General features: G+C 54.6%; 23 protein-coding genes. 11 read left to right on the top strand and 12 right to left on the bottom strand.

From position 1 onward, the window contains the following. The first annotated feature begins 75 nt into the window (after positions 1-75). The 3 genes from K1718_RS24010 (at position 76) to K1718_RS27580 (ending at position 3,412) form a co-directional block, all read left to right on the top strand. Positions 76-936, top strand: coding sequence for a LysR family transcriptional regulator (locus K1718_RS24010; RefSeq protein ID WP_265680576.1), 861 nt, complete (start codon positions 76-78; stop codon positions 934-936). 275 nt (positions 937-1,211) lie between these two features. Then, complete coding sequence (locus K1718_RS24005) at positions 1,212-2,927, top strand: methyl-accepting chemotaxis protein (protein ID WP_265680577.1); 1,716 nt, start codon at positions 1,212-1,214, stop codon at positions 2,925-2,927. A 101-nt stretch (positions 2,928-3,028) separates the two neighbouring features. Further along, positions 3,029-3,412, top strand: a complete 384-nt coding sequence (locus K1718_RS27580; protein ID WP_418068144.1) for a helix-turn-helix transcriptional regulator — start codon at positions 3,029-3,031, stop codon at positions 3,410-3,412. Positions 3,413-3,511: 99 nt separating this feature from the next. Here the strand turns inward: K1718_RS27580 and K1718_RS24000 are convergent, their stop codons facing one another. Next, a complete protein-coding gene (locus K1718_RS24000) occupies positions 3,512-3,928 on the bottom strand; it encodes a DUF6855 family protein (protein WP_265680578.1) in 417 nt (138 codons plus the stop codon). Continuing rightward, positions 3,925-4,344, bottom strand: a complete 420-nt coding sequence (locus tag K1718_RS23995) for an SRPBCC domain-containing protein (protein WP_265680579.1) — start codon at positions 4,342-4,344, stop codon at positions 3,925-3,927. Before K1718_RS23995 ends, K1718_RS24000 begins: the two co-directional genes overlap by 4 nt. Before the next feature lie 73 nt (positions 4,345-4,417). Here K1718_RS23995 and K1718_RS23990 point away from each other — a divergent pair, with 73 nt between their 5' ends. The 4 genes from K1718_RS23990 (at position 4,418) to K1718_RS23975 (ending at position 7,117) form a co-directional block, all read left to right on the top strand. Next, complete coding sequence (locus K1718_RS23990) at positions 4,418-5,035, top strand: helix-turn-helix transcriptional regulator (RefSeq protein WP_265680580.1); 618 nt, start codon at positions 4,418-4,420, stop codon at positions 5,033-5,035. Between the two features lie 208 nt (positions 5,036-5,243). After that, on the top strand, positions 5,244-5,918 hold the full coding sequence (locus tag K1718_RS23985) for a hypothetical protein (protein ID WP_265680581.1): 675 nt from the start codon (positions 5,244-5,246) through the stop codon (positions 5,916-5,918). Between the two features lie 77 nt (positions 5,919-5,995). Beyond that, a complete protein-coding gene (locus K1718_RS23980; RefSeq protein ID WP_265680582.1) occupies positions 5,996-6,346 on the top strand; it encodes a hypothetical protein in 351 nt (116 codons plus the stop codon). Between the two features lie 93 nt (positions 6,347-6,439). Then, a complete protein-coding gene (locus K1718_RS23975; RefSeq protein ID WP_265680583.1) occupies positions 6,440-7,117 on the top strand; it encodes a DUF2161 domain-containing phosphodiesterase in 678 nt (225 codons plus the stop codon). Positions 7,118-7,210: 93 nt separating this feature from the next. Here K1718_RS23975 and K1718_RS23970 read toward each other — a convergent pair whose 3' ends face one another. After that, positions 7,211-8,395 carry a multidrug effflux MFS transporter gene (locus K1718_RS23970; protein WP_265680584.1) on the bottom strand — a complete coding sequence of 395 codons (1,185 nt, stop codon included), beginning with the start codon at positions 8,393-8,395 and terminating at the stop codon, positions 7,211-7,213. A gap of 370 nt (positions 8,396-8,765) precedes the next feature. Between K1718_RS23970 and K1718_RS23965 the strand changes: the two genes are divergently transcribed. Both K1718_RS23965 and K1718_RS23960 read left to right on the top strand, forming a co-directional pair. Next, positions 8,766-9,530, top strand: coding sequence for an SDR family NAD(P)-dependent oxidoreductase (locus K1718_RS23965; RefSeq protein WP_152503475.1), 765 nt, complete (start codon positions 8,766-8,768; stop codon positions 9,528-9,530). A 118-nt stretch (positions 9,531-9,648) separates the two neighbouring features. After that, a complete protein-coding gene (locus K1718_RS23960; protein WP_152503474.1) occupies positions 9,649-10,116 on the top strand; it encodes a MerR family transcriptional regulator in 468 nt (155 codons plus the stop codon). Between the two features lie 96 nt (positions 10,117-10,212). On the opposite strand, the gene K1718_RS23955 is transcribed toward K1718_RS23960, so the two are convergent. The 6 genes from K1718_RS23955 to dctP all read right to left on the bottom strand — a co-directional run bounded on the left by K1718_RS23955 (position 10,213) and on the right by dctP (position 15,448). After that, a complete protein-coding gene (locus tag K1718_RS23955; RefSeq protein WP_274706371.1) occupies positions 10,213-10,743 on the bottom strand; it encodes a YbhB/YbcL family Raf kinase inhibitor-like protein in 531 nt (176 codons plus the stop codon). A 102-nt stretch (positions 10,744-10,845) separates the two neighbouring features. Then, positions 10,846-11,667: an AraC family transcriptional regulator gene (locus K1718_RS23950; protein WP_265680585.1), complete on the bottom strand. Its 822-nt coding sequence runs from the start codon at positions 11,665-11,667 to the stop codon at positions 10,846-10,848. 54 nt (positions 11,668-11,721) lie between these two features. Next, the gene (locus K1718_RS23945; RefSeq protein WP_274706372.1) at positions 11,722-12,507 is read right to left on the bottom strand and encodes a maleate cis-trans isomerase family protein; all 786 of its coding nucleotides are present in this window, start codon (positions 12,505-12,507) and stop codon (positions 11,722-11,724) included. A gap of 23 nt (positions 12,508-12,530) precedes the next feature. Then, complete coding sequence (locus K1718_RS23940) at positions 12,531-13,847, bottom strand: TRAP transporter large permease (protein ID WP_265680586.1); 1,317 nt, start codon at positions 13,845-13,847, stop codon at positions 12,531-12,533. A gap of 2 nt (positions 13,848-13,849) precedes the next feature. Next, positions 13,850-14,398 carry a TRAP transporter small permease gene (locus K1718_RS23935; RefSeq protein WP_265680587.1) on the bottom strand — a complete coding sequence of 183 codons (549 nt, stop codon included), beginning with the start codon at positions 14,396-14,398 and terminating at the stop codon, positions 13,850-13,852. A 69-nt stretch (positions 14,399-14,467) separates the two neighbouring features. Then, on the bottom strand, positions 14,468-15,448 hold the full coding sequence (dctP, locus tag K1718_RS23930) for a TRAP transporter substrate-binding protein DctP (protein ID WP_418068089.1): 981 nt from the start codon (positions 15,446-15,448) through the stop codon (positions 14,468-14,470). A gap of 131 nt (positions 15,449-15,579) precedes the next feature. Here dctP and K1718_RS23925 point away from each other — a divergent pair, with 131 nt between their 5' ends. Beyond that, positions 15,580-16,227, top strand: coding sequence for a GntR family transcriptional regulator (locus K1718_RS23925; protein WP_265680588.1), 648 nt, complete (start codon positions 15,580-15,582; stop codon positions 16,225-16,227). A 57-nt stretch (positions 16,228-16,284) separates the two neighbouring features. On the opposite strand, the gene K1718_RS23920 is transcribed toward K1718_RS23925, so the two are convergent. From K1718_RS23920 to K1718_RS23910, 3 genes are read right to left on the bottom strand one after another with little or no spacing between them, the layout of a single operon-like run. Next, complete coding sequence (locus K1718_RS23920; RefSeq protein WP_152503467.1) at positions 16,285-16,890, bottom strand: ATP-dependent Clp protease proteolytic subunit; 606 nt, start codon at positions 16,888-16,890, stop codon at positions 16,285-16,287. Positions 16,891-16,934: 44 nt separating this feature from the next. Then, positions 16,935-17,321, bottom strand: a complete 387-nt coding sequence (locus K1718_RS23915; protein WP_265680589.1) for an SRPBCC family protein — start codon at positions 17,319-17,321, stop codon at positions 16,935-16,937. Next, positions 17,318-17,632: an ArsR/SmtB family transcription factor gene (locus K1718_RS23910; protein ID WP_265680590.1), complete on the bottom strand. Its 315-nt coding sequence runs from the start codon at positions 17,630-17,632 to the stop codon at positions 17,318-17,320. The genes K1718_RS23915 and K1718_RS23910 overlap by 4 nt, the downstream gene beginning before the upstream one ends. A gap of 304 nt (positions 17,633-17,936) precedes the next feature. Between K1718_RS23910 and K1718_RS23905 the strand changes: the two genes are divergently transcribed. Then, positions 17,937-18,401, top strand: a complete 465-nt coding sequence (locus K1718_RS23905; protein ID WP_285806040.1) for a DUF302 domain-containing protein — start codon at positions 17,937-17,939, stop codon at positions 18,399-18,401. Positions 18,402-18,502 lie beyond the last annotated feature (101 nt).

Here is an 18,502-nt window from a genome sequence, read left to right as displayed (position 1 = left end):
TTTGGCCTTGCAGCCTAAGGAACAAAGAGACATATATGAAACGGATAGTTTCAATATCAGGTATTGAAAAAACGAATGCAGAATCTCGACAGCGAATTGCTGCGTACCTTTCTGGCAGTTGCCCATACGGGCAGCGTGACAGACGGAGCAGCGAAAATTCACCGCTCGCAATCGGCCACCAGCATCCAGATCAAGCGGTTGGAAGAAATTCTTGGTCAACCCGTTTTCGAGCGCCACGGGCGGGGCGTTGTGTTGACCGAAGTCGGGCGGACGCTCGTACCCGTTGCGCAGGATGTTACCGCACGCCTTGATACGGTGTTGCGCGATCTTAAGGATGTCAGGATTGAGGGCAAACTTCGTCTCGGAATCCCCGACGATCATGGCCGGGCAAGGCTGACACGGATCATCGCAGACTTTGCTCGCCAGCACCCGGCAGTGGAACTCGATGTTACCTGCGCGATCAGCGCAGGGTTTCCGGAGGCACTTCACAAGAAAGATCTTGATCTGGCCATCTATGAAGTCAGTGCCCCAGGCGCAGGTGAAGAAGTTCTGGCCGAGGACCCCACATGCTGGGTATGTGCACGCGACCATGATTTTTCAGGCGTCGATGTGCTTCCGGTTGCCCTGTTCGATGTTTCCTGTTGGTGGCGTGACGCTGCTATCAAGTCTCTGGAAGACAGCGGCAAGTCCTATCGCATCGCCTATTCCAGTCAAAGCGTCTCCGGCGTTGTCGCCGCGGTCGAAGCGGGAATTGCAATAGGGGTTCTGGGTCGCTCCTCTCTCCATGCAGGACTGAAAGTCGTCAATCAAGCCTACAATCTTGCTCTGACGCCGACATCAAAACTGGTCATGGCGTCAGCCGACCTCAATGACAGCAAACCACGGGCAACGATGAAATCCACCATTCGCGCCGCGTTTCTTGATCAAAGCTCATAGAAACAAAGCGGTGCGATACCCTTTTTGCGATTTCAGCCTGAGCTTGAGTCGGTTTCAGATCTGAATTGCCGATGCGTAAAAGCGTGTTCGCGCTCCTCGTATTGTAAGAAATACGAAGAAAAAGATCGCTGAATTGAAGGATTGCACTCATAAGTTAGTTGGATTAGGGGTATTCTATTTTTGAGGGTGAGTTGGTTTTATTTGCTCCAAGTATTTACACTTAATTTAGGACAATGCCTGCAAGTTCTGCCTGTAGATTCTCTAGGGTGGGCTTCATGCGAAATTTCTTTTCCTCACTGAGCGTTACATCATCTCTGGCTCTGACCAGTGCGACCTTGCTGACGCTTTCAATGTTGATTGTGGGTGCGATCGTTTATCAGGTTGCCTCCAATCAGGCTCAGACGACCGCGATGCAAAAACAGGATGCCAACCTGCGGATTGCTGCCACGATCATGTCGAAAGAAATCGACGGCACGAAACTGGCGTGGACGGCGAACGACAAAGTCAAGCGCGTTGAATTGCCGGCGATTCCAGAGTTCGCAGACCACGCGATGATCGATTCCATCGGCAGAATGACCGGCGAAACAGCAACGGTCTTTGCCTGGGATCCTGAGTCACGAGATTTCTGGCGCAAGTCGACAAACATTATCAAGGGCGATGGCAAGCGAGCTGTCGGCACACCGCTGGGTCAGAACGGCGCTGTCTATCCGGTCGTGACCAACGGAAAGACATTTCACGGCCAGGCGACAATCCTCGGCAAGGACTACTACACGGTCTACCAGCCAATTTTCACCGCAGGCGGTGACATCATCGGCATTCTCTATGCCGGTGTTCTGAAGTCGGCAGTCCAGGCCAATGTGTCGGAGATCATGTCCCGGTTCCTGCTGCTGGCCTTGCCGGTTGTTCTCGTAGCTGTTGGTCTTTTGGTGTTTGTCATTCAGCGCCAGCTGCGCCCCATTGGCCGACTGACCAATGTGACAGAGGAAATTGCAGCAGACGCCACTGATATGGAGATACCGTTTACGGATCGTGAGGATCAGATCGGCAAGCTTGCTAATGCGTTGTCGACACTGCGGGCAAGGTCGCGGGAGCGTAATGCGCTGAGCGACCAGCAACAGCATGCAGAGGCTGCTGCGACGGAGCGCCAGGACCAGGTCAATCAGTTGGTCGAGCAGTTCCGGGCAAATGTCGCGAGCGTGCTTGGTCACGTGAATGAAAATGTTTCACAACTCGACCAGACTGCCGAAAAGCTGTCCAAACTTTCGGAAGAAAGTTCCGGTCGCGCGACCGAGACCCAGTCTTCTGCTGAAGAGACAACAAACAGTGTTCAGATGGTTGCCAGTGCCGCAGAAGAGCTTTCCGCATCCATTTCGGAAATCTCGCGCCAGGTTGCCCAGACAAGCGACGTGGTTGAACGCGCGACCGAGGAAACGCAGAACACCAATTCCAAGGTTGAGGGCCTTGCGGCATCTGCAACCAAGATCGGTGAAGTTGTCACTCTGATTCAGGCAATTGCCGAGCAGACAAACCTCCTTGCTCTCAACGCCACTATCGAGGCTGCCAGAGCGGGTGAGCACGGCAAGGGTTTTGCGGTCGTTGCATCCGAGGTCAAGGAACTGGCGACCCAGACATCGAAAGCCACCGAGGAAATCGGCGCCCAGATCGCCGCCATCCAGGACGCAACCAAAGAGTCTGTCCAGGCCATCACGGGCATTACCGAAATCATGGCCGAGGTAAACACCTATACAAACTCCATAGCAACGGCGGTCCAGGAGCAGGGTTCTGCGACACAGGAAATCACGCAGAACGCCCAATTGGCGGCCAATGGCACGACATTCGTGTCCAGCTGCATGACGGATTTGTCTGGTGCTGTTAATGAGACGTCCAACTCGGCCAGCGAAGTGCTTCAGGCGTCCGGAAGCCTGTCCAGCCGGACTGCGGAACTTGAAACTGAAGTGGACACGTTCCTGAAAAACGTCGCAGCGGCTTAGTTCAGGAAAAACTGACCTGAGTGCCTGCTGGTCAAACCGGCAGGAAAGGATCGAAACCGGGGGCAAAAGCCTCCGGTTTTTTGCGTCTTATCGACCGGCACATGAATGGAGAATTCTCCATATGCCCATTGAGACGGCGTTCAGTTCGTTGCGACTGCTTTCGCCCTTTCTGCCAGTCCTCTCAGGTTGCCGAACGTTTCGACAGTGCATTGCTGTGGCACGCCAACAGGGCGCGGTATCGCCTGCAACTGAGCTACACAGATTGGGACGGAAGTGCCAAGGACCGTATGGTTTGGCCCTTGCTGTTCGCCTTCTTAGGCAGGACGAGGTACCTCGTGGGCTGGTATGAGAAGAGAGAAGACTTCAGGCACTTCAAAACGGACCGGATCGAAGAGCTCAAGGTCCTCGCGGAGAAGTATCCCGGCAGGCGGGCTGTCCTGATGAAGGCTTGGGAGGAAGCAACTTCCAGGCAAAATCAGGGGTGAAGCAGTTCGCATACGAGCCGGCGCATTCGGCGACAAACCACGAACCCAATGCACCCTGCGCGGTTGGTATGGAAAGCGCCTCTTTCGTCCCGGCAGTCTTCAAATGGCCCGAACGCGATTGTTGCGAGCGTTGTGTTCCAGTTCAACCAGGCCCAGAAGTTCCATTGTCGGGCTCACATAGTTTGCGAAGCGACCTCGGTAACCCTTACGCAGGCCGTAATAGCCACCGACCGGATTGTTGTCCGACCTGGCCCAATGCTCCAACGTTCCCTCCTTGGTTGGTTTGCCTTCGTCGGCATTGCCGAGCGGCATCCAGTCACCATGGGCCTTCAGCATGGCATGGGCATCTTCCAGGGCACGCAATTGATAGGAGAGACGTGTCTTGCCAACCTGTACGACGAGTGCGGGAGGATCCAGTGTCTCGTCTTTCCAGACTTCAAACTCCGAGGAATGTGGTGGCGTCTTGAGGATCCAGGGATCGTCCTGCGTACCGGATCCATAGGTTACATCGGTCATTGCGTTTCTGCCTTTATTTTCAAAGCCTCGGCGAACTTGATGAAACTGGGTGTCAGGTCCGGCATTGATTTGGTGATCATGCCGGACATCGGCCCAGTGAAAACCTCTTTCATTGAAAAGGTGCATCCACTTGTAGCCGGGGTCAGGCTGAATGAGCGTGTGCCGGTGAAAAGTCCAAACGGCATGCCACCTGTCCAAACCATGCGGCCTGGCGGTTCAAAGGTTTGAACCCTCAGTGCGAATGTCCTCTCCGGTGCCACTTCGGATCTGATTTTTATTTTTGCACCAGGTGCCATGTCACCTTCAAAATGCAGAAGGCCGAAAGTCTCTGGAGCTCTGGGTAGTTCCTTGGTCAATATGTGCCAGACAGCGTCTGGCGATGCAGAAATTTCGATCTGAGTTTCATAGGTTTTCACGGCGTATCCTCAACTTGACGCCTGAGCCCTAGCATTTCTAATATGACATCTTCTGTCATGTTTGAAAGACTGCATGCGCGCTGCCCGTCTCCTCCAGATCCTGTTGCTGCTCCAAAATCGGGGCAGGCAAACCTCCGTGCAGCTTGCCGAGGAATTGGAAGTCGCACCGCGAACCATCCTCAGGGATGTCGATGCCATGACGGAAGCCGGGCTGCCCATTATCGTCTTCCAGGGCAATCAGGGCGGCATCGAGCTTGGTTTCAACTATCGCACCCGCTTGACCGGACTGGCGGAAGACGAGGCCAAGGCATTGGGGCTTATTCTCGCTGCGGAAAACCCGATGATCGATGCTTTGGGGTTGAGGCAGGCAGCCAAGCAGGCACGCGCCAAACTGATCGAGAGCTTCCCTGATCGGACGCGCGAACACATCGCGGCAATGACGGCGCGATTCACTCTTGTGCCTGAAACACTTGCGGATGATCCTCGTATCCGCGCGCTGGCTCTGGCGGTGCAGGACTGTAAGACAGTGAGGATACGGTTTACCTCCAGCGCCGAACAGACAATTCATCCAACAGCCATGGAAATGACCGCACAGGCCTGGAGGGTGAAAGACGAACTGACCGGATTGTGGATTGAACAATTCGACTGGGGGCGGGTGAATATCTCTGCAAAGCGCTTTTCGCCAGAATAGACTTCAGCGTATGCTCTTTTATACAAAAAAGGGCCGGAAGATGCAGATCAAGAGACCTAATTTCGCCGAACTAAGAAGGCTCGGCCAGTGTGCACTGCCAATTCGGTTTTGTGCATTTGGCTTGGTTATAGCTCTGTTGGTTTTGCCTGATAGCGTTGCTGCACAAAGTGGCTTTTCCTTCGGTGCAGACAATCAGGGAGCCCCGATCGTGCGCCCCGGCTTTGGCGATGCCGGGCTAACAGACAAAAATGATCGCCCTGAGCCCGGTACGGCTGGGCGCGGCGACTATGCAGCCTTTCTCGGACGCCTGTCCATAATTGAACCGGCAAAGGATGTTGGCGGGCTCTGGACCGTTTTCCGAGTGACCCAACTTTTGTGCAACGCGCTTCATACGGGTGAGGCGAGCCTTGCAGAAGTTGCCCCAAAAGGCTTTGTTCTCGCGCGCGCCGACATTCACGAACTCGGGTTTGGAGGGGACAACTGGAACAAGGACTGGTACGCGATCACGGTCACTGGAGATGCTGAAAAGGATGAAGCCGCTGGTCATCCGATTTGGCGGGTCAAATATGGCGAAGACGGACGCTTGAGCTCTTGCGGTGTTTCAATAGGCTCCCCTTCAGCGAACCAGGACAGCGACGCGGATGAGGCCGCCAGGGAGGGTGCGATCCGGTTCATGTATACCGGGTTGCCGCAATCACTCTTCGGGATCATTACGGAGCCGCGCTTTGCCGGCCTTTATCCTTTGAGCCCTTTTGAGGCGATAGAGATGGCGACCCCTTGCGGCGGCAGCTGGTGCCGGATCTCCACCATCTACAATTTTCAGCCTGACTATTGGCAGGTCTCAAGCATCATCAATTTCGGACTTGCTGTGAAGGCGGAATGAGAGGTTTCGTTGACGCGTCTGAGAGCGATCCACTCTTCAGCCTTGCTTGATAAGGTGAAATTTAAGCGAGACTTGCCATGCCCACCTTCGTGAAAGCGCTTGCCAGCTGCGTCCTGCTGCTCCTTCTCGGATCCTATGGGCTTGCCAAAGGTCTTTTGACTTCGACTGAAGCCGAAGAGCGGGTGGAAACCAGCTACTTGAAAGATCAGCCAATCGACTTGCGCGTTCGGCGGGAGCTGACCATCGAACGACCGTATGGATGGGTTGTCTATGTCGTGCCTGCAAGGTTTCTTGAAACTGGAAACAACAATGATCTCGCGCCGGGAATCGGACCGCTTTATGTTTTGAAGAACGGCACGGTCATACCACTGCCAACCCACCTGCCACCTGATGTCTCCATCAAGCAGTTTGAAAAATCACTCAAGTGACAGAGAACGAAGCAGGTCTGTAAGAAGCGCGGAATGTCCTTGCGACCAACGTCATCGATTGCCCGGGCTCTTCCCTCTTATTAGGCTGTCGGAATGAGTCGTATTTTGGAAACGGACCTTTATGGCCCCGTAAAGGACTTCCTGAGCAATCAGGGCTACGAGGTCAAAGGGGAAGTGGGATCTGCAGATATCGTCGCTTGCCGCGGCGAGGATGAGCCGGTCATCGTCGAACTCAAGACGGGCTTCACGTTGAGCCTTTTCCATCAGGCGATCGATCGTCAATCGATCACAGATGCTGTCTATGTTGCAGTCGCGCGAGGTAAGGGCCGCCGGTTTCAGGCTGCCCTCAAGAGCAATGTCAAACTTGCCCGCCGTTTGGGTGTGGGGCTCATCACTGTGCGGGTGTCCGATGGCCTTGTGGAAGTGCATCTCGATCCCGGGCCCTATGCACCGCGCAAATCCAAGCCGCGCAAGGCGCGCTTGCTCAGGGAGTTCTCGCGCCGTGTCGGTGATCCGAACAAGGGCGGCTCAACGCGAACCACATTGGTGACCGCCTATCGACAGGATGCGATGCGTTGCGCCACATATCTTGCTGCCAACGGGCCGAGCCGAGGTGCTGAAGTTGCGAAATCAACCGGCGTTGAACAGGCAACCAGAATGATGGCAGACGATCACTACGGGTGGTTTGAAAGAGTGGAGCGAGGCGTTTACGGGCTAAGCCCGAAAGGCCGGAAGACTGCCGAGAGCTGGACGAATGACGTTGCATCTTAGGTCTCCGCGATCAAAGGGTAAGTCGGGCAGCAAATCGTCCTTGCCTGATTAATCTCCAGCATTTCCAGCAAAGCTGCCGGATGCGATCTGGAACTATGCCGGTGATTTCAATCTTGCTGCGCAAATGGCAAGGAACAGGCCAGCCAGAACGGCAGCCAGCATCAGCACCAGAAGCGCCCGTGCGCTGTCGGTCTCCGGCATCAGAAAGCCGGTCGCAGCGGTCAGTATGGCACCGGCTGCCACGACCATAGCACCACTTATGCCGGCTGCGCTGCCCGCAAGTTCTTTGCGTATCGACATCGCACCGGTATTGCTTCCCGGCATCGTGATGCCATTGCCGATGCCAACAAAAATCGTACTGGCAAAAAACAACAAGGGCGAAGTGTGACCTGCACTGAAAAGCACAAGGCCGACTGTAAGCCCGGCGCAGGCTACCAATCGACCTGCAATCATCATTGTGGTGAGTTGAAAGCTTGCGCCGTAGCGGCCCGCGATAAAACCGCCAAACATGAAACCTAGCGTTATTGTCCCGATATAGATGCCGAGTTCAGCCGTCGAAACACTGAACGCGGCCATAGCGACAAGAGGCACCCCGGTCAAAAAGATGTAGAACGCGCCGACGGTGAATGCGCTGCAAAGTGAGTAGGCCCAAAACAACGGTTCCCGCATGAGAGCACTTGTTTTGGCCGGCGCAGCATCTGGTTGGTTCCGATTGATCCGTCTCGTTTCGCCCAGATCGAACCAGCAGATCACAAAAAGAATGAACCCGGACGCTGCATAGAAAACAAACGTCGCGCGCCACCCGAATGCTGTATCGAGCACACCCCCGACCACTGGCCCGAGCATGGGCGCCAGGGCCATTGACATGCCAATGTATCCAATCAGGCTGACCGCTTGGCCTTCAGAGCGGGTGTCTCGGACGATGGCCATGGAAAGCGTGTAACCGGCAGTCACGCCGCCTTGCAGCATTCGAAAAAACAGGAAGGTGCCGATGTCTTGCGACAAGACACAGCCGACGGAGGAAACTGCAAAGACCAAAACGGTGACCAGCAACACGGGCCGCCGTCCAATCCGGTCGGACAAGGGCCCGACAATGAGTTGAACAACAGCAGTGATCGCCAGATACCCGGAAATGGACCAACTGACTGTGGCGAAATCCGTTTCCAGATCCACAGCAATGCCGGTCAGCGACGGCATGAACATGTTGAGCGACAGCGGCGAGAAACCTGTCAACAGGATCAGCGTGAGCAAATGAGGTGGAGTCTTGATCTTGTTCATATTGGGTCAGAGCGCCGGAGACATAAAAAAACCCCGAACTTAGCCGGGGGCGCGGAAGGGCGGACAAGGAAAGCCTTATCGAACCACGCGTTTCACAAACACCACGCTGAGGACTGGAATTGCCACGTATTGTCTCCTGTTGAAACAAGGCTAATCACATGTCTGCCCTATTCACAACCGTAAGCTCAACACGGCTTTTGGTTTGGTGGTTCTCCAGATCCACCCTTTGCAGCGCGTCACGCTGTTGGTCGGTTTGTGAAAGACAAATGCAAGCAATCAAAAAAAGAGCTTGACCCTGACACTAGTGTCAAGCCGCTAGGCCTGTCTGCTCATCAAGGCAACAACGCATTGCAGACAGGACAAAAGAGAAATGAAACCGAACGACATCTGGCGGGATAGGGTCGCAATAATAACTGGCGGCAGCTCCGGCATAGGCAGAGCAACCGCACTATCGTTGGCGGAACAAGGGGCGAAGGTGCTGATAACGGGCCGCAACGAAAACAGGCTTGCCGAGGTGGCAAGTATCAGCGATGCAATTGAAACCTTGCGGGCCGACAGTGCAGACATCGAGAGTGGCGCACGCATCGTTGCGGCTGCTACCGATCGGTGGGGTCGCCTTGATCTGATCGTCAACAATTCAGGTGCCGGTCAACCTCTGCCTATCGAAGCCTATGATGCCGACGTCATTGCGAACATGTCCGCGGTAAATCTCGTGGCGCCGTCATTGTTGATAAAGGCGGCATTTGCGGCTCTGGCCGAAAGCAAGGGAGCTGTGGTGAACATCGGGACAGCGGTCTCTCGCAACGCTGCGCCGATGCTGGCGCACTATGCAGCAACCAAGGCGGCGCTGGAGCATTTGACGGCTTCTTGGGCCATTGAACTGGCGGGAGACGGTATTCGGGTGAACGCCGTTGCGCCAGGGCCGGTCAAAAGCGGAGCCTTGACCGGTATGATGGGATTGCCGGAAGAGATGGCTCAACAAATCGAAAAACAGGAAGCTGATCAGGTTCCGCTCGGCCGCAGAGGCGTGGTTGCCGACATTGTGCCTTGGATATTGCGATTGGGCAGTTCGGAAAACCAATGGCTGACAGGCCAGACGGTGACCATAGATGGTGGTTGGAGTTTGCGAGGCTGAGAGTGTTCGTGATCCGGGTGGACGGGTCTCATTCGCCCGGACCACCTGAAGCACGGACCACTTGAAGCACGGACCTGAGATTGACACATGTGTCGGGATCGTTCGAAAGGGGATTGAGATGCAGGCCAAAGAAGCAGCGGAAAGCCTCGGCATTACACAACGCATGTTGCGCCACTATGAGAATGAAGGCTTGATGGAGGTGGCGCGCACGGAGAACGGCTACCGACACTATAGTGAGGCTGACCTGCGCCGTGCAGCGCGTATCCGGGACTTTGTGGCAATCGGGTTTTCCACCCGCGAAATCCGCGCTATGCGCGCCTGTCTGTCGGATGAGGGAGCCGGTCCGTGTGAAGGTGGCATCGACAAACTGTTGGAAAAGCTTGAGCATATCGACCGGCTCAAGGCCGATCTGGACGAACGCCGTGCCGCAGTTCTGGAACGTCTTCAGGTATTGCGCCAGGGTCTTGCCGCTGCTGACACACAAGATGAACCACTGGCAAAAGCGGCTGACCGTCTTGCTTCCATGTATGGGCGTACTGAAACGGACCTTGGCGAACCAGGTCAAAACCGTGCAATGCTGGACTGACCGGAACCACTGATTTCCAAAGTGAACTCCGGTTCTCAGAAGGACGCCCATTGCTCGGATGCAAGCGCTTCGGCCTGAAGCCGAAGCGCTGATTACTCAACGATTGTAAACCGCGGTGATGGTTGAAGAGGCGAGGCTGTTGGCATTGACCATGAAGCCTGCCAGTGCGTTGCTGACGGAATTGTCCAGGTCCAGTTTCGTGCCCAGTGCATGAACAGTGAATTGGTAACGATGCACCTCTCCAGGAGGCGGGCATGCGCCGCCAAAACCGGTCGCACCATAGTCGTTGGAAAGTTCGATGCTGCCTGACGGCAATGCTTCACCTCCCGGCAACTCCGTGACACCGACTGGGATGTTGAACGCGAACCAGTGCCACCAACCAGAACCGGTCGGAGCATCCGGATCATAAACGGTCACAGCAAAGCTTTTGGTGCCTTCCGGGACACCCGACCAGGTGAGCGTCGGCGCGGTGTTGCTGCCTTCACAGCCAAAGCCTTGGAAGACATAGGCATTGCTGAGCTGTTGGCCTTCGGCGATGTCGGGGCTGGACAAGGTGAACTCGTTTGCCAGTGCCGGGCTGACCATCGTCGCGGCCAAAAGGGCAGAAAGAACCATATTTCGGATCATGTCGATTTCCTTTCCGGAAAGTTGCGAAGTTGATGAGGCCAAACTTAGTCTCCACAACAAACAGCCGCTTCCGGTTGGCAATCAGGAAATGTCGAATTTCGATCAATCTGGCGACAATCGAATGTCTTTTGGCTTTATTCCGAATCTTTTGCGAAAAGCGTCTGAAAAATGAGACGGTGTTTTGAACCCGCATTCCAGTGCGATCTCGGACACTTGTGCATCCGTCGTTTGCAGCAGACTCAATCCGTGTTCCAGGCGCGTGTTCAGGAGGATCTTTGCAAACCCCTGGCCTGTCGAAGCCAGCCATCGGCGCATTGTTGCTTCGCTCATGGCAAAGTGCTGCGCAACTTCCTTTGCCATCCAGGGATGGCTCAAATCGGCTTCGATCAAGCTGCGCACCTGACTGATCGGCTCATCCTGAACTTGCGTCGGCAACAGAAATCCTTTGCTGCGTAGCCATATCAACGGTTCAATCAGCCGATGCTGCCGTATGGGTTCCGGCAGATGCTCATTTGCCAGCGTTTCCTGGATCAATGTCAGGATTTCAGATGGGCAATGGTCTGCAGCATGCACGATCTGCACATCCGAAGCAGCCTTTGGCCTCGGCAGATCCGAAAATACGGCATCGACCAGATCATGCGTGAAACATACCCCTAAGGCGCGATAGTCATCATCCATCACCGGACGGTTTTCCATGGTGACGATGGAACCTGGCGGGAAGATCATCAGGTCGCCTTCCTCGCCCAGCATCTCACCCTGTCTCGGACTCACTATGAATTTGCTGCCGCGTTGGATGAAGAATAGAAAAGTCAGTCGGAAATAGAGCTCCGTAAAGGTCGCCGTTGTGGCTTGCGTGATCGGAAAGATCGAAACCTTCTGGGTTTCGGGCTGGTCGGCATCGCCTGTTTTTATTCTTCTATTCATCTGTGCGCCTGAAACTCGATTATGCCCGGCGCACTATAGAGCAGTTCATCGGTTTCAGGCGACGTCGCGCAAGGTTGCCGGCAGACCGTTAGACAAGAGCGCACCGCCTCCGGGAGCGACTTCTGTCAGATTGAGGTTGCGCAAGATCTGTCGCGTGGTCGCCACGGCCGCTGACAGCGTTGGCAAACCTGACGCACGCTCAATCATTTCAATGGACGGCAGCGATGGCATCTGCACACAGGCAGAGGCAACGATTGCATCAACACCACGCACATCCAACTTGCGCCACAGCTCGGAAGGGGCTGTCGGATCTTGTGAGGCGACATCCAGATTGTCGGGAATTTCCAGTGCCAGGAAGTCTTGCACCTCAATGCCCTCGTTTTCAATGTAGTCCACAACCATCCTGGTCAGCGGTTTCATGTAGGGGCAAATGATGGAGACCTTTTTTGCTCCCAATTCCTTCAAGCTGTCGATCAACGCGCCGGCTGAGTTTAAAACGGGTGTGACGCATCCGTTTTCTGCTGCCGCCGTTTCCAGCTTTACGCGTGAGTGTCGATGGTAACCAGGGCCCATCGACATGATGGCAACCAGGCAGGCGTAAGCCTGCACTTCGACCGCGGCATCAGACAGCTCCACGGCGCAGCGCTCGCTATCGGAATCCATCGCTTCAAGTTCTTCTTTTACGACGCTCTTCATGCGCATCCGGGAAGAATGAAAGGTGAAGCGGTCTGGAAGGATTGTTTCGCGAGCTTTCAGCAGTGCTGGAATTTCAGTTTCCATGGTCACGTTTGAACTGGGAACGATCAATCCGACGCGGCGGTATTGTGTGGCAAAGGACATGTTACTTCCTTTCAATGATGGATTTACAGAGCAGGGCCCATGACGGCTTCGGGCAGCCAGGTGGCAATGCCGGGGAAGACGCAAAGCAGCACAATCGCTATCACCATGCAGGCGACGAAAGGCAGTGAGCCGCGCAGGATTGTCCTGAGCGAGATATCAGGAGCGATACCGTTGATCACATAAAGGTTCAGACCGACGGGCGGGGAGATCAGTCCGATCTCCATATTGATTGTCAGGATCACAGCAAACCAGATGGGATCAAATCCAGCCGTTGTGATGATTGGCAAGAGGATTGGTGCCGCCATCAGGATCACGGCAACAGGTGGCAGAAAAAAGCCGGCAATGATGAGGAAGATGTTGATCGCGATCATCAAAACCCAAGGGTTCACATCCAGTGTGCCGATCCAGGTTGCGATGCTCTGCGTGATGAAGAGGCTCGACAACATGTATGAAAACACGCCTGCCGCCGCTATGATGAACAGGATCATCACGCTTTCTTTTGTGCTGTCCTGCAGGATCATCCAGATCTTGCGAACGTCCCACAATTTGTAGATCGCAATTGCAATTAAGAGGCACAAAACGGCACCGACAGCAGCAGTTTCAGATGGAGTGGCGACACCGCCATACATCGTGTAAAGCACACCGATAATGATGGCGATGAACGGCAATACTCTCGGCAAAACCTCGAACTTAGCGCGCCAGGAATAGGTTCGAGCAGTCAGCAATGACGTGTCACCGGACCTCCAGGTTGCATAAAGCGACCAGGCCATGAAAAGCCCGACCAACAAGAGCCCTGGAAACACTCCGGCCAGAAAGAGGCGACCAATCGAGGTTTCTGTTGCGATGCCATAGACGATCATCGTAACCGAAGGCGGGATCAGGATACCAAGCGTTCCGCCTGCTGCGATGGAACCTGTTGCAATTCCTTCAGGATAGCCACGCTTGCGCATCTCTGGAATCCCCATCTTGCCGATGGCAGCACAGGTGGCGGGGCTTGAGCCGGACATAGCTGCGAACAGCGCACAAGCGCCCAGGTTCGATATCACCAGGCCGCCCGGCACACGGGTCAGCCATCTTTCCAGAGCTTCGTATAGGTCCGCGCCGGCGCGGGTCGAGGCGATGGAGGCTCCCATGATGATGAACATCGGGATGGATAAAAGCGCAAAGCTGTCGAGTTTGGCGAAGAAGATTTCCGGCATCAGCTCAAGTGACCGCATTCCGTCGAAGACGACCAGAAAACCTGCCGAAACAATCATCAATCCAACGGCGACTGACACGCCCGAGAACAGAACAAGGATGGTGCACACGCCGACCAATGTGCCAAGAATGAGAGGGTCCATGGCTACGCCTCCAGGCCGAATGGCGTCTCGGATTTTGTCAGCAGCGCGACAAAATCTGCGGAAAGTTGCAACAGCAACAGACCAAATCCGACAGGGAGCGAAAGATAGGGAATCCATAGGGGAACGGCTGTAACCGTGTCCGATGTCCAACCCCGCGACAGAGCAAAGTGCCAATAGTCGTAGCCATAAAACAGCATCACCGCAGTGATGATGATAGATCCGCAAAGTGTGAGACACGCCAGGCCGAAGCGCGCCTGCACACGGAGCGCCATCGGGATCAGATCAACGTTCACGTGACCCCGCTGGCACTGCACGAAAGGCAGTCCAACCAGGGTCGCGGCAATGACGAGATAAACGACGATCTCGGTCTGCCAAACGGTTGAGCCATTCAAGACAAAACGAACGAAAATCATTTGGCAGGTCAGGAGCACTGCACCCAGTATCATTAAGGCAGACGCCCAGCCCGCAACGGTTGATATCTTTTGAACGATACGGACAAACGGATTTGTGCTTGCGGGTTGCACATAAGTGGAGGGAGCATGGCTAGCCATGTCGCGCGTCCTTTCAGTCTCGGGAGAGAAAGCCGGGACCCCGAAAGGAAGCCCCGGTATGGCCGGGTTTCACTCTACGGCCAGAGCCTTGTCCAGCAGGTCCTGGCCACCTGGAACATCATCAACAAAGGCCTTGTAGGACGTGTTCTGTGCAAGGGCTTGCCAAGCCGCGAAGTCTTCCGCTGTCATTTCCGCGATCTCGACACCTGCTTGCCGGAAAACCTCGACCGATGCGGCATCCTGCAGCTTGGCCTGTTCCAGGTAGAATGCTTCGGCCTTCTTTGCGGCATCAAGCAGAGCGGCTTGTTGCTCGCTTGTAAGACCCTCGAAAGTCGATTTGTTCATCAGCAACGGCTGATACAGAAACCAGAGAGCAATGTCGGAAGCAGGGGTGTAGCACGAGACCTGTTCAAAGATGCGATAGGACACAAACGAAGAAGACGATGTGTTCGCTGCATCCAAGACACCTGTCTGCATGGCCGAATAAATTTCGGATGACGCCATTGACGTGATCGATGCGCCTGCGCCCACGAGCATTTGTTCGAAGGATTTGCCAGCTGCACGCGTTTGCAGGCCTCCAACGTCGTTGGGATTGGTGATGCATTTGTCTTTGCCGACGAAACCACCGGCGAGATAGCCATGGACAAGCACCATGACGTCATCTTCGGCCATCTTTTCCTCCAGCGCCGCCATAAACGGAGACTGGCTCAGACGTGCAGCGTGGTCGTGGTTCTTAACCAGACCGGGCATGAGCGTAAGATTGAACGAAGGCTGCTGACCACCTGCATAGGACAGCGGGAAAACAGTCATATCCAATTGACCGCGAGATAGAGGCCGATACTGCTCCCTAGGCTTGAAGAGCGATTTCGACGGGAAAATCTTGATCTCCAGATCGACATCTGCTGCAGCCACTTCATCCGCAACGATCTGGGCCACCTCGTGGCGCACATCGCTCGTCGACCACTGATGGGACAAGCGAAGTTCCTCAGCCTGGGCTGTACCTCCCAGAAGCATCAGGGTCAGCGTCGAATATTTCAAAAGATTGTTCATGACGGGTCCTCCTTATGGATGCTTAAATATCTTATATGTATACATATAGCAATTAAAAATATTCATATAAGATTTTTTTGTATGGAAATGGCGGTCGACAATCTGTAGAAGAATCGAAGAAAGGACGGAAAATGGCGCGCGCATCCGACAAGCTCATCGAGCAACTAAAACATGAGATTTTCAGTGGTTTGCTGAAGCCGGGTGATCAACTCGAAGAGGCGGACCTGGCCAAACGTTTCGGTGTTAGCCGCACACCGATCCGCGAGGCCATAAGGTCGATGGTTGATACTGGCCTTCTGGAAACCCGGCCTCGTAAAGGGGCAATAGTGCGCGTTCTGACGGCCAAGGAGCTCAGCGATCTCTTTGAAGTCGCTGCCGAACTTGAAGGCATGGCTGCCCGACTGGCAAGCGAAAACCTGACCGCATCACATCGGGAAACGATCCAAAGTGGATTGCAGCAATGCGTGGACGCAGCCGAAGCAGAGGACATCCCTGAATACGCGAAAGCGAACCTGGCGTTTCACTCAGCCATTCATCATGCCAGTGGAAACGAATGGCTTTGCAATCAACTGGAGCAGATCCAGGCGCGCATCAATGTCTACAGGTTGATGCCATATAAAGTGGTCGGCCGATTGGAGAAGTCCGTTGAGGAGCACCAAGCCATCGCGGACGCGATTTTCGGCAAGGACGGCAAATCCGCAGATACGCTGATGCGTGACCATATGATGCTTCAAGGTGCACGGTTGCCAAGTCTCCTAAGAGCTATGGAAGAATTCTGAAATTTCAGACGGCTTTCTTTCTCGATTTTTTTAGTTTGAGGCGATCCAGGCGACCGCTCAATCAACCAGGTCCTGTTTGGACAGGATGCGGTCGACCAGGCCCCAGTCCAGGGCTTCTTCCGGCGTCATGAAGTGGTCCCGGTCCATGGCACGTTCAAACTCTTCAAATGAGCGGTTGCAGTGCTCGGCATAGAGACGTGTCATGTGCTGTTTTGTGCGTAGGATTTCTTCCGCATGGATTGCCATGTCGGAGGCCTGACCCTGGAAGCCACCTGATGGTTGATGGATCAAGATGTTGGCATTGGGCAGAATAGCCCGTTCGCCTGGTTCACCGGCCATCAGCAGAAACGACCCCATGGAACGTGCCGTTCCCATGCAGAGTGTGTGAACTGGCGCTTGGATGTGGTGCATTGTGTCGTACATCGCGAAACCGCTGGTGACCATGCCGCCGGGCGAATTGATATAGAGCTGAACGGGCTTCTTCGGACTTTCTGCTTCCAGAAACAACAGCTGTGCGCAGACAAGAGCTGACACGGTGTCGTTCACCTCACCGTTGAGAAATATGATCCGCTCCCGAAGCAGTCGGGAATAAATGTCGAAAGACCGTTCGCCTCGACTGGATTGTTCCACGACCATAGGGACGAGTTGTGCCGCTTCGCGCATGGGCGAACTCCTGTGTCTTGTTGATGTCGGTTGTCAGTACGGTGTCAGGCAGCGCACATCATGATCGGCTCGTTGTTGTTTGCGGCCTTTGTTTCCATCGGTATTTGCGTGTCGGCGAGACGATGAATGATCTTTAGAACACTGCGGCCATTTCCATCCGGCCTCAGCTGAAATGCCACAACACTTTCAAGATATGGCGGGGTGCTGTCCTTCATTCGGTAGGAGACCTCTTCACCTCCAACCTCCGCAAGAGGTTCAGCCTCCACGAGGTCTTTGCCGGGCAACCACTGCTCTCTGAATTCCCGGATCGTAATAGCGCGCCAAACCTTTTCCGGCGGAGCATCGAGTTCGTACTCCAGAATGAGATCGGTTGCCTCATTGCCGGCAGGGATTTTTACGACAGCATCTGCATCCGGTTCCTGGTTGCTCATTGATCCATGTCCTTCAAAAGGGTTCTCAACGCATCAACGCGTTCTGGCCAATAGGCACGATATTTCGCCAGCCAGTTCGCAATAAGAGCCAGACCGTCCGGGTCGACTTCGTAGTTGACGAACCGCCCGTTCCGTTCCTGCCTTACAAGCTTGGCCTGGTGAAGGACCGCGAGGTGTTGCGACATTGCAGGTTGGCTGATCTTCATGCCTTCGCGCAATGAACTCGCATTCATGCTTCCAGTCGCCAATTTCTCAAAAATTGCGCGCCGTGTCGGGTCTGCCAAAGCTTTGAATATGTCATTTTCAATCATGACAACACATAAGCATAGACTTATGTAATATGCAAGCACGTCTGTTCCGGTGCGTTTCAGGGTGCGAGCCCGGCACGTGAGGCGTCGTTTTGGTGCCCCGTGAGAATGCAGCGAACGCAGGAGTTTGGCCTATGACGCAAGATTGATCAAGCACAGCAATGGCAAGTAGGTGCCGTTTCCGGAGGCGTTGGACAATGCTCGCCAAAGCTTGCAACACCAGCCTTATCATCACCACGAAGTTTTGATTGGTTTGGCGCGCGAATTTGCGGTGCATTGCAACCGTTCAATAATTTATCTGGAGTCGATGATGTCTAAAACTACTCTTGCAGCGATGGTTGGCGCTGGTCTTATGGTCGCCAATGCGGGGACCGCGCTGGCGGAAGACAGCACGCTTGTCAGGGTTTCAAGCCCACATTCTGTTTCGGAAACGATCGACAAGTTGAGTGCCGCGGTCGAGAACGCCGGTGCCAAGGTCTTTGCACGCATTGATCATGCCAAAGGCGGCAAGAGTGTCGACATGGAGATACCCGACAACGAGGTTCTTATTTTTGGTAATCCGAAGCTCGGAACGCCAGTTATTCGCGACGCGCAGGCAGCCGGCCTTGATTTGCCTATCCGCGTGTCAGCAATCGAAACACCTGATGGAACCATCATTTTGTATCGCTCACCGGTTGCCTTCGCCGGTGCGCACGGTCTGCCGGAAGATCATCCGTCCGTCGTCGCCATGACCGGTGCGCTCAAAAAACTGACGTCAAAGGCGGCAGAATAGCGGTCTGAAACACTCTGCAATGCCAGACATCCGCCTGCCTTCAAACGCAGGCGGGTGCGTATAGCGGGACACGTTCTTTGCTGTGCTCGATTGCAAGCCAA

Source organism: Roseibium porphyridii (genome assembly GCF_026191725.2).
GTDB classification, from domain to species: domain Bacteria; phylum Pseudomonadota; class Alphaproteobacteria; order Rhizobiales; family Stappiaceae; genus Roseibium; species Roseibium porphyridii.
This window is presented reverse-complemented; position numbering and strand designations above follow the sequence as displayed.

Bases quoted from the DNA above. Each gene is read 5' to 3' on its own strand.
- K1718_RS23915 (WP_265680589.1), bottom strand. From the start codon at position 17,321: ATGAGCAACCAGGAACCGGATGCAGATGCTGTCGTAAAAATCCCTGCC.
- K1718_RS23925 (WP_265680588.1), top strand. From the start codon at position 15,580: ATGGCGCGCGCATCCGACAAGCTCATCGAGCAACTAAAACATGAGATT.
- K1718_RS27580 (WP_418068144.1), top strand. From the start codon at position 3,029: ATGAATGGAGAATTCTCCATATGCCCATTGAGACGGCGTTCAGTTCGT.
- K1718_RS23965 (WP_152503475.1), top strand. From the start codon at position 8,766: ATGAAACCGAACGACATCTGGCGGGATAGGGTCGCAATAATAACTGGC.
- K1718_RS23975 (WP_265680583.1), top strand. From the start codon at position 6,440: ATGAGTCGTATTTTGGAAACGGACCTTTATGGCCCCGTAAAGGACTTC.
- K1718_RS23910 (WP_265680590.1), bottom strand. From the start codon at position 17,632: ATGATTGAAAATGACATATTCAAAGCTTTGGCAGACCCGACACGGCGC.
- K1718_RS24010 (WP_265680576.1), top strand. From the start codon at position 76: ATGCAGAATCTCGACAGCGAATTGCTGCGTACCTTTCTGGCAGTTGCC.
- K1718_RS23955 (WP_274706371.1), bottom strand. From the start codon at position 10,743: ATGATCCGAAATATGGTTCTTTCTGCCCTTTTGGCCGCGACGATGGTC.
- dctP (WP_418068089.1), bottom strand. From the start codon at position 15,448: ATGAACAATCTTTTGAAATATTCGACGCTGACCCTGATGCTTCTGGGA.
- K1718_RS23905 (WP_285806040.1), top strand. From the start codon at position 17,937: ATGATGTCTAAAACTACTCTTGCAGCGATGGTTGGCGCTGGTCTTATG.
- K1718_RS24005 (WP_265680577.1), top strand. From the start codon at position 1,212: ATGCGAAATTTCTTTTCCTCACTGAGCGTTACATCATCTCTGGCTCTG.
- K1718_RS23940 (WP_265680586.1), bottom strand. From the start codon at position 13,847: ATGGACCCTCTCATTCTTGGCACATTGGTCGGCGTGTGCACCATCCTT.
- K1718_RS23945 (WP_274706372.1), bottom strand. From the start codon at position 12,507: ATGTCCTTTGCCACACAATACCGCCGCGTCGGATTGATCGTTCCCAGT.
- K1718_RS23980 (WP_265680582.1), top strand. From the start codon at position 5,996: ATGCCCACCTTCGTGAAAGCGCTTGCCAGCTGCGTCCTGCTGCTCCTT.
- K1718_RS24000 (WP_265680578.1), bottom strand. From the start codon at position 3,928: ATGACCGATGTAACCTATGGATCCGGTACGCAGGACGATCCCTGGATC.
- K1718_RS23950 (WP_265680585.1), bottom strand. From the start codon at position 11,667: ATGAATAGAAGAATAAAAACAGGCGATGCCGACCAGCCCGAAACCCAG.
- K1718_RS23960 (WP_152503474.1), top strand. From the start codon at position 9,649: ATGCAGGCCAAAGAAGCAGCGGAAAGCCTCGGCATTACACAACGCATG.
- K1718_RS23920 (WP_152503467.1), bottom strand. From the start codon at position 16,890: ATGCGCGAAGCGGCACAACTCGTCCCTATGGTCGTGGAACAATCCAGT.
- K1718_RS23990 (WP_265680580.1), top strand. From the start codon at position 4,418: ATGCGCGCTGCCCGTCTCCTCCAGATCCTGTTGCTGCTCCAAAATCGG.
- K1718_RS23970 (WP_265680584.1), bottom strand. From the start codon at position 8,395: ATGAACAAGATCAAGACTCCACCTCATTTGCTCACGCTGATCCTGTTG.
- K1718_RS23935 (WP_265680587.1), bottom strand. From the start codon at position 14,398: ATGGCTAGCCATGCTCCCTCCACTTATGTGCAACCCGCAAGCACAAAT.